This is a genomic window from Prevotella sp. P5-50, assembly GCF_002251295.1.
GTDB lineage: Bacteria > Bacteroidota > Bacteroidia > Bacteroidales > Bacteroidaceae > Prevotella.
This window is the reverse complement of the sequence record NZ_NPJA01000022.1, coordinates 133,082-146,852: the sequence shown is the minus strand read 5'-3', so window position 1 is coordinate 146,852 and position 13,771 is coordinate 133,082. Positions and strand designations below refer to the sequence as shown.

The window sequence follows — 13,771 nt, the reverse complement described above, 5'->3', positions numbered from 1 at the left end:
CGGTGTTTCTTTTTGTATTCTGCTCACTTAATCGTACCTCTGATGCTTCGCATCTTAGGTACTTACGTTCGAGAATCCAAAAGAAATTTGGTATTTCTTTTTGTATTCTGCTCACTTAATCGTACCTTTGCACTCTAAATATAATAGGTATATGAATATAGAATCACAGATAATCACATCGGCACAAGAGGCCGTATCATCACTTTACGGACAACAAGTGCCCGAAAAGATGGTGCAACTGCAGAAGACACGTAGTGAGTTTGAGGGTAATCTTACATTAGTGGTATTTCCCTTCCTTAAGATTTCTAAGAAGAATCCAGAACAGACTGCACAAGAGATTGGTCAGTATCTTGCAGACCATTGCGAAGCTGTTGCAGGATTCAACGTTGTGAAGGGTTTCCTCAATCTGGTCATTGCGCCAGCAGCATGGCTTGCCCTGCTCAACGATATCAATGCCAATGAACATTATGGTGAGCGTCAAGCTAATGAAAATAGTCCGTTGGTGATGATCGAATACTCTTCGCCCAATACCAACAAACCACTTCACTTAGGACACGTGCGCAACAACCTGTTGGGCTGGTCGTTAGCACAGATTATGCAGGCTAACGGTAATCGTGTAGTGAAGACCAATATTGTCAACGACCGAGGCATACATATCTGTAAGTCTATGTTGGCTTGGTTGAAATATGGCAATGGCGAGACTCCTGAGACAAGCGGTAAGAAGGGCGACCACCTGATTGGTGATTACTATGTTGCTTTCGATAAGCATTATCGCGAAGAAGTAAAGCAACTTGTTGAAAGTGGCATGGACGAAGAACAAGCCAAGCAGGAGGCTCCTCTCATTAAGGAGGCACACGAGATGTTGGTGAAGTGGGAGAATAATGATCCCGAAGTGCGTGCCCTCTGGCAAAAGATGAACAACTGGGTATATGCCGGTTTCGACGAGACCTACAAAAAGATGGGTGTTTCGTTTGATAAGATTTACTATGAATCGCAGACCTATCTCAAGGGTAAAGCCAAAGTAGAGGAAGGACTTGCCAAAGGCCTCTTTGAGCGTCATGCCGACAATTCTGTTTGGGCCGATCTTACTAACGAGGGCCTTGACCAGAAACTCCTGTTGCGTTCCGATGGAACCAGTGTCTATATGACACAGGATATCGGTACTGCTGAAATGCGCTTCCAGGATTACCCCATCGACAAGATGATTTACGTGGTGGGCAATGAGCAGAACTACCACTTCCAGGTACTTTCAATACTCCTCGATCGCCTCGGTTTCAAGTGGGGTAAGGAACTTGTCCACTTCTCCTATGGTATGGTCGAACTTCCCAATGGTAAGATGAAGAGCCGTGAAGGTACTGTTGTCGATGCCGACGACTTGATGGCACTCATGGTCAGCGACGCCAAGAAGACCAGTGAGGAACTGGGTAAGTTTGACGATATGAGTGAAGACGAGCGCAACGAGATTGCACGCATCGTGGGAATGGGTGCCCTGAAATACTTCATTCTGAAGGTTGATGCACGCAAGAATATGCTCTTCAATCCCGAAGAGTCTATCGACTTCAATGGCAATACCGGTCCTTTCATCCAATATACCTATGCCCGTATCCGCAGCATTCTGCGCAAGGCAGGCGAGCAGGGAGCATCCGAAGCACCACTCACCGCAGTTCTTTCCGACAAGGAAACCGAACTCATCCAGAAGATGAGCGAGTATGGCGCTGCCGTAGAGCAGGCCGGTAAAGACTACAGTCCCAGTGGCATTGCCAACTACTGCTACGAACTCACAAAGGTATTCAACCAGTTCTACCACGACTATAGCATCCTCAACGAGGCCGATGAGCAGAAGAAACTCGTGCGTCTTGTTATTGCACGCAACGTGGCAAAAGTCATCCGCAATGGCATGGCACTGCTTGGTATCGAGGTTCCTGAGCGTATGTAGCCCATGCAGAACCCTCCCGACTATCGAAACGACACCGTTCTGCCGTTGCCTCTTGAGGTGACGGCAGACGCGTGGGCCGTCGATGCTGCCTGTTCCGGAAATCCCGGTCCGATGGAATATCAGGCCATCGACTTAGCTACAGGTGCCCGTGTGTTCCATTTCGGTCCGATGAAAGGCACCAACAATATCGGTGAATTTCTCGCCATAGTCCATGCACTCGCACTCATGCAACAGCAAGGACAAACGCAAAAAACCATTTATAGTGATTCTTACAATGCCATTCTTTGGGTGAAGAAACGCCAGTGTAAGACCAAACTTGAGCGCACACCACAGACAGAACCACTTTATCAGATTATCCAGCGCGCTGAGCGTTGGTTGAATACACATACTTGGACGAACCCCATCATCAAGTGGGAAACCAAGAAATGGGGTGAGGTTCCTGCCGATTTCGGTAGGAAATAAACCTCTTACCCACTAGTTTCACAATATAAAGATTGTATTTCATGGATCATCAATATGCCCTTTTCTTCGATATCGACGGTACTCTCGTTAGTTTCAAAACCCACCAGATACCACCATCTACCATCCTTGCCCTCACACAGGCTAAGGCCAATGGTGCACGCATCTATATTTCTACGGGACGTCCCTATTATATTCTCAACAATCTCAAACCTATCGAACATCTCATTGACGGCTATATCACTACCAACGGAGCACATTGCTTTGTAGGCAAGCGCACCGTTCGTCGTGTGCCTATAGCCCCTGCCGATGTGGATTTGATTCTCAACGATTGTCGTCAGAATGACGATGCTTGTCTCGTTTGTACCGAGTCACGCATGGTGCCATTCAATAGCAAAGAGTGTATTGCACGTATCTTTGAACACGACCTTGCGGTGACCAATATCGACTACGATACGCCCCTTGACGTGGCTATGGAAGAACCTGTCTATCAGTTGTCGGCATTCTTTGATGCCCACCATGAGTCGTTGCTCATGCCCCAAGTGCCCCATTGTGTGTCGGGCAGATGGCATCCGGAGTTTACCGACATTACCCATTGCGATGCTGACAAAGGCAAAGGGCTCATCGCCATGGCAGAGGCAGAAGGTATAGATATGAACCACACCATCGCTTTCGGTGACGGTGGCAACGATATGAGCATTATTCTCAAGGCTGGAACAGGCATCGCCATGGGTAATGCCATCCCCGAATTGAAGGCTGTTGCTACTTATGTTACTACAAGTGTAGATGATGATGGCATCCTTTTGGCGCTTCGCCATTATGGCATTATCTAATGTCTTAATTCTGTTCTTAGCCCCTAATTTTCTCTGATTTGAGTGATTCTTAGCCCCTAATTTTATAAGGTTTGGGCAGCTTTTAGCCCCTAATTTTCTCTGATTTGAGTGATTCTTAGCCCCTAATTTTATAAAATTTAACCAATTCTTGATTCTTAATTTCATAAAAAAGTGGTATCTTTGCGACTGAAAACCAGTAACATATAGGATATGGCTAAATATAACAAACGATATATAGACAAAGAACTTCAGAACTGGGCAAAGCAAACAGACCGAAAACCTCTGCTATTGCGAGGAGCAAGACAAGTTGGAAAAACAACTGCAGTACGGCATCTTTCGGAGCAATTTGATAACTTTGCAGAAGTGGATTTCAATGAACGGCCTGACATACATTATATGTTTGACGGAACTTATTCACCACAAGAGATCTGCCAATTGTTGTCAATACAGCTTCATCAGCCAATTATTGCAGGCAAAACCCTTTTGTTTTTCGATGAGATACAAGCATGCCCACAAGCAATTAATCGTTTAAGATACTTTTATGAAAAGTATCCAGAACAACATCTAATAGCGGCAGGCTCTCTTTTGGAGTTTGCTTTAGAATCGTTACCATCCTATGGAGTTGGAAGAATAAGAAGTATCTTTATGTATCCATTTTCTTACGAGGAGTTTTTGTGGGCTACGGGTGATGAGATGTTGGCAAGTGTGATAGCCAAAGCAAATCCATTTAATCCACTTCCAGAACCTATACATGAGCAAGCCGTGCGCAAATTGCGGTTGTTCCTGATTATGGGAGGAATGCCCGCTGTGGTATCCAGATATTGTCAAGATGGTAATTTGCAAGAGTGTCAGCACCTATTGCGCGACCTGATACAGTCGTTTAGAGATGATTTTGTAAAGTATCGCCAGCGTGTCCCGTCTGTTCGTATTGATGCCGTATTCCGTTCTGTTGCCGAGCAAGGGCTTGGCAAATTCGTATATAGCAAGGTGAACTGCGATGGAAACAGCGAGCAGATTAAAACAGCACTTGAAACTCTTATCCTTGCCGGACTTGTATATCCAGTAACCCATACGTCTGCCAACGGAATACCTTTGGGAGCAGAAATCAATGAAAAATATCGTCGTATGATATTCCTTGATACTGGATTGTTGCAATGTCTTTTAGGTTTAGACCTTTCAGATATTCTATCCACTACTGACATACAAGTTGTAAATCGTGGTGCCATCGCAGAAACTTTCGTTGGTAACGAAATAGTCAAATCATCCTCTTGTTACGAACCAAAATCACTTTTCTGTTGGCATCGGGAGAAGAGTGGCAGCAATGCTGAAGTGGATTACGTAGTACAACTTGCTGATAAGATACGTCCAATAGAAGTTAAATCGGGTATCAAAGGTTCTATGCAAAGTATGCGTTATTTTCTTCACCAGAAAGACATTGACTATGGAATCCGTACATCACTTGAAAATTTCTGTAGTTATGATGACATCAGGGTCTATCCACTTTATGCCATCAAGAATATTTTCAATAAATGTTGAGCGAGAAACTATTATAACACGTGCAGGGATTCTGAAAGGAATCCCTGCACGTGTTATGTAGTAGCCTGATTATGCTTGTGAGCCTTTATGTTGTTTGCGGCGATAGACGGTGATGGTGTTGTCGGCATAATGGTGATGGCTGACAATGGCGATGTCGGCAGGCAAATGGGGAGCAGGAGTACCGTCTCCAATGGTCATGGGCGATAGCTCTCTCCGTATTTCGTCCCATAATCCCGCTTTTATGAAACTTTCCAATGTCTTTCTTCCACCTTCCACGATGAGCGACTGGATGCCCTGTTGATGAAGATCATCTATGAGTTGTTGCAGTGGGCGTGCATGGGTTAGAATGATGCGCTTCGGATCTTGTCCTGTCCAGTGTCGCACGTTGAGAGCCGGTTTGTCGCGCTCAGCAGTGGTATGTCCCACCAATATAGCCATTTCCTCCGATCTCAGTTTGTGTGAAAGCATTTGCGTTTGCGGATTGGAAATCATTACTGGGTGGTAATGGTCATCGATAAATCCATCGCCCGTCTGTGCCCATTTCAGGATGATGTATGGTCGTTGTTGGGCATGATAAGTAAAGAATCGCCTGTTGAGCCACCAACACTCATCCTCCAACAATCCCACTTCCACCTTTATTCCAGCTTCACGCAACTTTCTGATGCCCCGTCCTTGCACTTGGGCAAATGGGTCGATGATGCCCACCACAACGCGCTTCACCCCTTTGCTGATAATCAGATCGGCGCAAGGTGGCGTCTTGCCCCAGTGTGAGCAGGGTTCGAGCGACACATAGACGGTTGCCTCTTTGAGCAACGGTTCGTCGTCTTGACGTACAGAAGCAAAGGCATTCACTTCAGCATGACCTTGTCCGCATCTCACGTGATAGCCCTCTCCAATGATTCTTCCGCGTGCTGTAATCACCGCACCCACCATCGGGTTAGGTCGTGTGGATAGCAGTCCGTTCTCTGCCAGTTGTATGCAACGCCGCATATATTTCACGTCGTCGTCCGTCCAAACCGGTTGCTTGTTGTCGTGTTCCATATATATAAATAGGTGTATGTTGTCTTGTTGTAGGCCGTGTCCGTATGTTATGTCATCCAGATTAAATACCGAAATAGACCATGAGTCCTCCGAGTATGATATATACCACCGCATAGGGAATAGCCGAAAGCATAATCTCTCCGTCCTTTCCTTGCATATCACACGATGCAGTAGCAATAGCGATACTTTGTGGTGAAATCATCTTTCCACCAGTTGCACCAGTGGTATTTGCAGCGACGAGCCAGTTGCTTTCCGTGCCAGAGATGCCATAGAATGACGATGTGCCCGTCATGCCCAACTGTCCTGCCACATTGGCTTGTAGTTTTGCGAAAAGTATATTCGACGAGGTATCAGATCCTGTAACGAATGTTCCGATAGCGCCGATGAGTGGTGCAAAGAATGAATAGAACGATCCAGTCAGTGCCACGAGTCCTGCCGCAATAGCCCCTATCATGCCGCTATAGTTCATGACCGATGCCAATGCGATGAGTGAAACGATGGTCACCACCGTTTTCTGCAGGTTGATGGTAGTACGTGCAAGCACTATCATCAACTTGCGTAAAGAAAGTCCTTGTATCATTCCACCGATGGTAGCACCTAAGAAGAGCATGAGTCCAGCATTGGATATCCATCCGAATTTGAACGTCGATCCGATGACCGGCAGCGGCACTTTCGATACGAGATGTGTTTTGAGGAAATCGTTGACTGGTGGGCATAGTGCACCGCTGACAAGGATAAACACAAGGATAAAGAGATATACGCTCCATGCGCGGAAGGTCTCTCCGAGTGTGAAGTGTCGTTCGTTCTCACGATGTTCCTTCTTCTTCCCAAAGAGTTTAGCATAGATGATGATAGCCACGATAGCCGCCACACTGCCTATGATAGCAGGAGTTTCCGATCCCAGATAGCGTGCGCAGAGATATTGCACCACTACCGATATGATGCCCGTCCATAGTGCCAGTGCAATGTTTTTCGCCCAAGCTTTCCGGTCGGTGAGCATCAGGATGATAAACGGCAGCAGGACGAACAATGGTGAGAGCTGTACCACAGCGAATGCCGATGTCTCGCAAATGGCTTCTGCCGATGCCGATCCGCCCGGTGCCACTTCGTTGCAGAGCGTTGTTACCGGCACTCCCACAGCACCGAATCCCGTAGCCACGGTGTTTCCGATGAGGGCCACCAGTGCCGAGAACATCGGTTTGAATCCCAGTCCGATAAGTATTGCCGCAGGAATAGCCACAGCCGTTCCGAATCCCGCCATACCTTCGAGAAGTCCTCCAAATCCCCATACAAGCATGAGAACGAGTATTCCTTTATCGTCTGTAAACGATGTGAACTGCTGTTTGATAGTTTCTATTTCTTTCGATTCCACCAGTATGTTATAGCTGTAGATAGCCATCAGAATGATGATGAGTATAGGAAATACGGCTTTGAGTATGCCTTCCACAAGACTCCACCACACTACTGCATAGGTACTGGCAGTGGCAAACTTTTCTGGCATCATGCCCATTGCTGGCGCCACGAATAGCGCTAACAGGACGGTGGCAGCCAAAGTGATAAACGCGCTCTTGTGACCGGGCATTTTCAGTCCCAGCATCAATACGAAGAGCAGGATAATGGGGATAATAGCGATAATTGCTGTCATAGGTTTTAGTGTTTTAGTGTATTTGTGTGTAAGTATTTACAGTTTCGTTTTTCGGCTATTGTGCTTCTGCGGTTCGCATTGCCAGCGCTTTGTTTTCTGCAGCCTCCATGATTTCCCGTTCTCCCGGCCCTTTGTCGTTGATGCCACAGAGGTGTAGGATGCCGTGTATGATGACGCGGTGTAGTTCTTCGTCATAGTTTTTATGGAAGAGTTCTGCATTGCTCTTTACGGTGTCGAGTGATATGACGAGGTCTCCGCTGATGATGTCATCCTCATCATAGTCGAAGGTGATGATATCAGTATAATAGTCGTGTTGCAGGTATTCGCGGTTCACCTCCAGTATTTTCTCGTCATCGCAGAAGAGATACCCTATCTCTCCCACCTTTCTTCCATAGGAGGCAGCTACTCTTTTAATCCATGCTGTGGTTTCCCGGCGCTTTATTTTCGGGAATTTCACGTTTTCTGCGTTGTATGTTATCATATTGTTTTTAATTTTCGTTCTATCTGTATATTGTAGTCATACGCTGTATTTTCATTGCCCAGCGTTATTGCTTCGTTGGTGTTTTGGCTTTCGGCAGATAAGGAGAAACATCTACTCCGAAGTGCATCAGTTCTCGCACCATGGTTGAAGAAACGCTCGAAAGTTGTGGTTCGCTGTATAGCAGCAGTGTTTCCACCCCACTCATTTGTCTGTTGATGTCCGCCTGTTCGCGTTCATACTCAAAGTCTTTTACCGACCTAACCCCTTTGATGATGTACTGCGCCCCCTCGTTGCGAGCGAAATCCACCGCCAGTCCGTAGTATGGTTTCACTTCTATGCGTGGTTCGTCAGCATAGAGTTCGGCAATCGCCTTCATCCGATTTTCCGCCGGTTGCATATAAGGTTTCCCCACATGGTCGCCCACTACGCCGATAACGAGTCTGTCAAATAGTGCCACACTTCGTCTGACGATGCTGTCGTGTCCGATGGTAAAGGGGTCGAAGCTTCCCACAAATATTCCTGTTCTCATAGTTTTTATTCGTCAAAGAGTCCTGGTTCCATGATGTTTCCCGTATAGGGGTTGCGTCCAAAGTGCTTGTAAGCCAGTTCGGTGACCATTCTTCCCCGTGGTGTTCGCTTGATGAAACCCTCCATGATGAGGAATGGTTCATAGACTTCCTCCACAGTTCCTGCATCTTCTCCGATAGCCGTAGCAATGGTCGTGATGCCCACCGGTCCCCCTTTAAACTTATCGATGATGGTCAACAGCAGTCTGTTGTCTATCTCGTCCAGTCCGTATTGGTCGATGTTGAGCGCTGTCAATGCCACCTGTGTGATATTGGTGTCGATGCGTCCAGTGCCTCTCACCTGTGCAAAGTCGCGCACTCGTCGCAACAGTGCATTGGCGATACGTGGCGTACCTCTCGATCTTCCCGCTATTTCAGCCGCTGCTTCAGCGGTGATGGGTACACCGAGAATCGATGCCGATCTCGTGATAATGCGTTGTAGCGTCTCTGGTTGGTAATACTGCAAGTGCATGTTGATACCGAAACGTGCGCGCAGTGGAGCCGTCAAGAGTCCGCTTCTTGTTGTAGCCCCCACGAGTGTGAAGGGGTTGAGGTCAATCTGTATGGACCGTGCCGACGGTCCTTTGTCTATCATGATGTCTATGCGATAGTCCTCCATAGCCGAGTATAGATACTCTTCAACTACTGGTGACAGACGGTGTATCTCGTCAATAAAGAGCACATCGTTTTTTTCGAGCGATGTCAGGATGCCTGCCAAGTCGCCCGGTTTGTCGAGCACCGGTCCGCTGGTAATCTTGAATCCCACTCCCAATTCATTGGCAATGATATTGGACAGTGTGGTCTTACCCAGTCCTGGTGGGCCATGGAGCAGGGTGTGGTCCAATGGTTCGCCCCTATATTTAGCAGCCTCTACAAACACCCGGAGATTCTCTACCACTTGTTTCTGTCCGCTGAAATCATCGAACGAGAGTGGTCTGAGTGCGTTTTCATAGTCTTTCTCCGATGCTGAGATCTGCTCTTGTCTTATGTCGAAATCTTCGTCCATCATTGTTTTTTTATCGCTTTTGGTGCAAAGTTAATCATAATTTTTGTAATTTTGCAAAGCGAATAACAAAAAACCATACTATAGTTCATGAAAAGAATCGTTTTCCTCATGCTCTCAGTTGTTGCCGTCTTTTCGGCTGCGGCATCGACCACACGTCCTGTAACAGGCACAGTTATCAACCCCACCGACAGTTGCATCCAGTATGTGGGACGCATCTGTTTCTCCAATCCCATGCGTCCGCGCTTCACTTTCCCTGGCACACAGATCATTGCGCGCTTTACCGGCTCCTCGTTGAAGATGATGGCAAAACCTCGCAGTGGCTATTTCATGGCACAAATAGATGGTGCCGAACCCTTCAAAGTGAGTTTCATGGGTGAGCGCGATTCGGTTGTTACACTTGCCACAGCCTTACCTCAAGGTTGTCATGATGTGCGATTGATGTATGTGATAGAAGGTTATGAACTCAAACCCGACTTCCGTGGTTTCGTTCTCGACGCTGGCGCTAAGTTGTTGCCAGCCCCTGCATTGCCCCAACGCACTATCGAATTTATCGGCAACAGCATCACCTGCGGTTATGGCAACGAGAGTATCGAGATGAGCGATCCTTTCGAATACGAAACAGAGAACCACTATTTCACCTATGCGCAAATCGCTACGCGTGATCTTGATGCCGTAGCGCATGTCGTGGCACGCAGTGGCATTGGAGTATATCGCAGTTATGACGGTCCGAAGACAGGTACTCCCGACAATGTGATGACCACCGAATATCTCTACACCAACCTCTACGACCGTTCGGAGAAATGGGATTTTGCCCGTTACCAACCTCAGTTGGTGTGCATCAACCTTGGCACCAATGACCTCTCCACCAACAATTACGATACAAAGTTGCTTAAACAAGCCTACAAACGCTTTCTCGCTCAGGTGCGCCAACGCAATCCACATGCCAAAATAGTGTATCTTTGCGGTTCTATGCTCAATGGCAAAGAGCTCGACATAGCCCGTCGAATCCTCGATGAAGTAGTGGCAGAGGCACGCAAGGGCGGTGACGCCGAGGTCTATCGCTTCGACTTCACACCCCAAACCGGCGATTTATACTATGGCGCTTCATGGCATCCATCACTCTGGCAACACCAGAAAATGGCAGCTGAGCTCGTTGCATTCTTGCGACCGCTGATGAAGTGGTTTTGATTAACCAAATAGGGAGGATATGGCAAACTACAGCAAGTGGGGGCAGTGCCTATGTCTGCTTCTGTGCCTGACAGCATCGCCTTTGATGCTGTCGGCACAGCAATCGCGCCCTTGGCAAGATGATTTTTGGCAGTGGGTTGAGGCTGATGAGGGCGATGCCGCCCAATGGGAAGAGGCATTCGACCAATTGACAGAACTGGAAAACCACCCCATCAACCTGAATAGTGCCACTCGCGAGCAACTTGAGCGGCTGCCTTTTCTTTCCGCCAGACAGGTGGGCGACCTCTTGGAGTATATCTATCGCAACAAGGCCATGCTATCCCTTAGCGAACTGCTGTTGGTGAAGTCGATAGGTGACGATGTGCGCCGACTGCTGTTACACTTTGTCTGTGTGGCACCCGTCGAGCGTCAAATGCCCACGTTGCGACTGGACTCAGCCCTCTTGCGAGGCGACAATACGCTGTCAGCCACCGTCTCCATACCGTTTTACACCCGTAAGGGCTACCGCGATGGATATTTGGGCAAGCGCTATGCCCATACCGTGCGCTATCAGCACAACTATCGCGACCGATTGAAAGTGGGGTTTACGGCAGCACAAGATGCCGGCGAACCCTTCTTTTCCGACCGCAATAAGATGGGGTATGACCACTACTCCTATTATCTGCAACTCAACCATTTGGGGCGTATCGACCGCCTTTGTCTGGGCATGTATCGGGTGCAGATGGGCATGGGACTCATCATGAACGGAGCTTTCGCCATGGGAAAAACCATGATGCTACAGTCTGCCATGCGATCCTCTGCCGATATCCGAGCCTACAGCTCACGATCTGTTGCCAACTATCTGCAGGGTGCAGCCCTGACCATGCGCCTGTCTGACCATTGGCGCACCACCGTATTCGGCTCCTACCGACCGCTTGATGCCACGCTCAACGATGATGGAACCGTGCGCACACTGCTCACTTCGGGCTACCATCGCCTGCCTGCCGAGATGGACAAAAAGCATAATACCTACCGATGGGATGCCGGTGGAAGTGTTGGCTGGCATGGCAAGAAGGTCTATGTCAATGGCAATTTTGTCTATTCCCACTTCGACCGCACACTTGATCCCGACCGTGAGGGTGCTCCCTTCCGTCGCTATCAAGCCGCAGGATCCACCTTTGCCAATATGAGCGTGGATTACGGTTATACAGGCGATAACATCTCGTTGGCAGGCGAAGCAGCCATCAACCGCCATGGCCACTTGGCTTTGCTGCATCGTGCTACTTGGCATCCTGCCACCTCACTGACTTTTTCAGCCATCCACCGCTACTACGACAAGCAATACACCGCCCTCCATGCTCGCAGTTTCTCGGAAGGAGGCAAGGTGCAAAACGAGCATGGCATGTATGTCGGCATGGAATGGCGACCCTCATGGCGATTTCTGTTGAAGGTATATGCCGACTATGCCCACTTTGCTTGGGCACGCTATCAGGTCAGCGCATCGAGCGATGTCTTCGATACCAAGGTAGCTTGCGAGTGGAAGAGCCGCAATTGGATGCTTGATGGCTATTACCGATTGCATCTCACCCAGCGCGACAATGCAGAGAAAACTACCCTCTACAATCGCTACAACCATCGGTTGCGCCTCCGGCTGAGTAGGGCAATAGGTTCGTGGCTATCTTGGCAGACCCAGTTCGACGGCACTTCGGTTAGCATCCATCAGCAGTATTGGGGCTATATGGGTAGTCAGCAGCTGACTTGGAAACGTTCCGCCTTCCGCCTGTCGGGGCGCATGGGCTATTTTCACACCAATAGTTATGAGAGCCGCCTCTATCAGTATGAGCCATCGTTGCGCTATGATTTCTATTTCCCTGCCTTCTATGGTGAAGGCATCCGGTATAGTTTCTTGGCCTCTGCCACCATTGCCAACCGTCTGATGCTAACAGCCAAGTTGGGTGTCACCGATTATTTCGACCGTTCTAAGATAGGCAGTGGCAAGCAGGAAATATGCCATTCCTCGCAACCCGACCTACAGTTGCAGATGGAGTGGAAGTTCTGAACGATCACCAGGGTCAGACCTTTTGGCATTGTCTGATATTGATGGTTTCAAAAGACCTGTTTTCTCTGTGTTGTTGAAAAGCCATGTAATATGCTTGTATATAGCGTGTTGCATGTTTGTGGATGTTACGTTGCTCAGCAAAGTAAATTGAATTGCCGAGGAAAACAAATTGAATTGCTGAGGAAAACAAATTGAATTGCTGAGCAAAATAAATTGATTTGCACACCAATAAAACTTGCATGGCGCTCACAACAGATAGGTATAGGAGTCAAATGAAATATTCAGCGAAGATGCAAATTCATTGAATTTGCCGAGTAAATTCAAAAAAAAATGCCGCTACTCACCACGAGCAGCGACATCCAAAGCCTATGTATAACTAAAAATCCTTTTCTAATGTTGTTGACCTTTCGGTCGGGGCTACCTTGCGGTAGTATATCTTGTATAAAACAAAATTCAAATAAAAAAAAGAAAGTTATGGGAGCCTCACGGCGACCACTGTTATCCATATTTCAAACTTTCTTTTTACCAATAACTAAAAACCTAAAACTATAAATATTACTACTAACCTAAAACAATCTATTTGTGTGTGTCATTTTGGAACCTCTTGTTCCTTTTGACGATGCAAAGTTACGATGTTTTTCGATATCTCGCAACATTTTTGCAATAAATCATGCATTAAATTATCATATTCTTGACGTATATCAAGGATTTGTGTGCGAAAACAATGGTTTGTTAACAGGCTTTAACTATCTGAGCGCTATTTTGTTTTACGTGTTTCTGATATTTTGCTTAGGCTTGTATCCGTCGTATGGATGTCCAGTTCTGAACTAAGAAGATAGTATTATATTAGATGTGAGCATATTCCTGGTAAGTTGCAGATGATTCTGAGTTTCTTCCTTTTTTGTATTTGTACACGGCCTATTTAGGCCTTATACAGATTGTATGTAAGTCCTATGTGACTCCCAAGTAAGTCCCAAGTAAGTCCCATTTTTACGATGATAAATGGGAGAATGATAGGAGGACAATAGGAGAAAGTTGGAGA

The 13,771-nt window shown here is 47.3% G+C and carries 11 protein-coding genes; 6 read left to right on the top strand and 5 right to left on the bottom strand.

Annotated features, from left to right (window positions below; all coding sequences use genetic code 11):
• The first annotated feature begins 151 nt into the window (after nucleotides 1–151).
• The 4 genes from argS to CIK88_RS06300 all read left to right on the top strand — a co-directional run bounded on the left by argS (nucleotide 152) and on the right by CIK88_RS06300 (nucleotide 4,764).
• On the top strand, nucleotides 152–1,936 hold the full coding sequence (argS, locus tag CIK88_RS06315; protein ID WP_094435269.1) for an arginine--tRNA ligase: 1,785 nt from the start codon (nucleotides 152–154) through the stop codon (nucleotides 1,934–1,936).
• A 3-nt stretch (nucleotides 1,937–1,939) separates the two neighbouring features.
• Entirely contained in the window at nucleotides 1,940–2,398 is a 459-nt protein-coding gene (locus CIK88_RS06310; protein WP_094435267.1) for an RNase H family protein, read from the top strand.
• A 41-nt stretch (nucleotides 2,399–2,439) separates the two neighbouring features.
• A complete protein-coding gene (locus tag CIK88_RS06305) occupies nucleotides 2,440–3,228 on the top strand; it encodes a Cof-type HAD-IIB family hydrolase (RefSeq protein ID WP_094435265.1) in 789 nt (262 codons plus the stop codon).
• Between the two features lie 210 nt (nucleotides 3,229–3,438).
• Entirely contained in the window at nucleotides 3,439–4,764 is a 1,326-nt protein-coding gene (locus CIK88_RS06300; RefSeq protein WP_094389841.1) for an ATP-binding protein, read from the top strand.
• A gap of 69 nt (nucleotides 4,765–4,833) precedes the next feature.
• Here the strand turns inward: CIK88_RS06300 and ribD are convergent, their stop codons facing one another.
• The 5 genes from ribD to ruvB all read right to left on the bottom strand — a co-directional run bounded on the left by ribD (nucleotide 4,834) and on the right by ruvB (nucleotide 9,503).
• Nucleotides 4,834–5,805: a bifunctional diaminohydroxyphosphoribosylaminopyrimidine deaminase/5-amino-6-(5-phosphoribosylamino)uracil reductase RibD gene (ribD, locus tag CIK88_RS06295; protein ID WP_094435263.1), complete on the bottom strand. Its 972-nt coding sequence runs from the start codon at nucleotides 5,803–5,805 to the stop codon at nucleotides 4,834–4,836.
• Between the two features lie 61 nt (nucleotides 5,806–5,866).
• Nucleotides 5,867–7,450, bottom strand: coding sequence for an L-lactate permease (locus CIK88_RS06290; RefSeq protein ID WP_094435261.1), 1,584 nt, complete (start codon nucleotides 7,448–7,450; stop codon nucleotides 5,867–5,869).
• 55 nt (nucleotides 7,451–7,505) lie between these two features.
• Nucleotides 7,506–7,931, bottom strand: coding sequence for an rRNA maturation RNase YbeY (ybeY, locus tag CIK88_RS06285; RefSeq protein ID WP_094389838.1), 426 nt, complete (start codon nucleotides 7,929–7,931; stop codon nucleotides 7,506–7,508).
• A 64-nt stretch (nucleotides 7,932–7,995) separates the two neighbouring features.
• A complete protein-coding gene (gene coaD, locus CIK88_RS06280) occupies nucleotides 7,996–8,460 on the bottom strand; it encodes a pantetheine-phosphate adenylyltransferase (protein ID WP_094389837.1) in 465 nt (154 codons plus the stop codon).
• A gap of 5 nt (nucleotides 8,461–8,465) precedes the next feature.
• The gene (gene ruvB / locus CIK88_RS06275) at nucleotides 8,466–9,503 is read right to left on the bottom strand and encodes a Holliday junction branch migration DNA helicase RuvB (RefSeq protein ID WP_094389880.1); all 1,038 of its coding nucleotides are present in this window, start codon (nucleotides 9,501–9,503) and stop codon (nucleotides 8,466–8,468) included.
• A gap of 87 nt (nucleotides 9,504–9,590) precedes the next feature.
• Between ruvB and CIK88_RS06270 the strand changes: the two genes are divergently transcribed.
• Together CIK88_RS06270 and CIK88_RS06265 are read left to right on the top strand one after the other, a co-directional pair.
• Entirely contained in the window at nucleotides 9,591–10,691 is a 1,101-nt protein-coding gene (locus CIK88_RS06270; RefSeq protein WP_094435259.1) for an SGNH/GDSL hydrolase family protein, read from the top strand.
• 19 nt (nucleotides 10,692–10,710) lie between these two features.
• A complete protein-coding gene (locus CIK88_RS06265; protein WP_094435257.1) occupies nucleotides 10,711–12,729 on the top strand; it encodes a helix-hairpin-helix domain-containing protein in 2,019 nt (672 codons plus the stop codon).
• Nucleotides 12,730–13,771 lie beyond the last annotated feature (1,042 nt).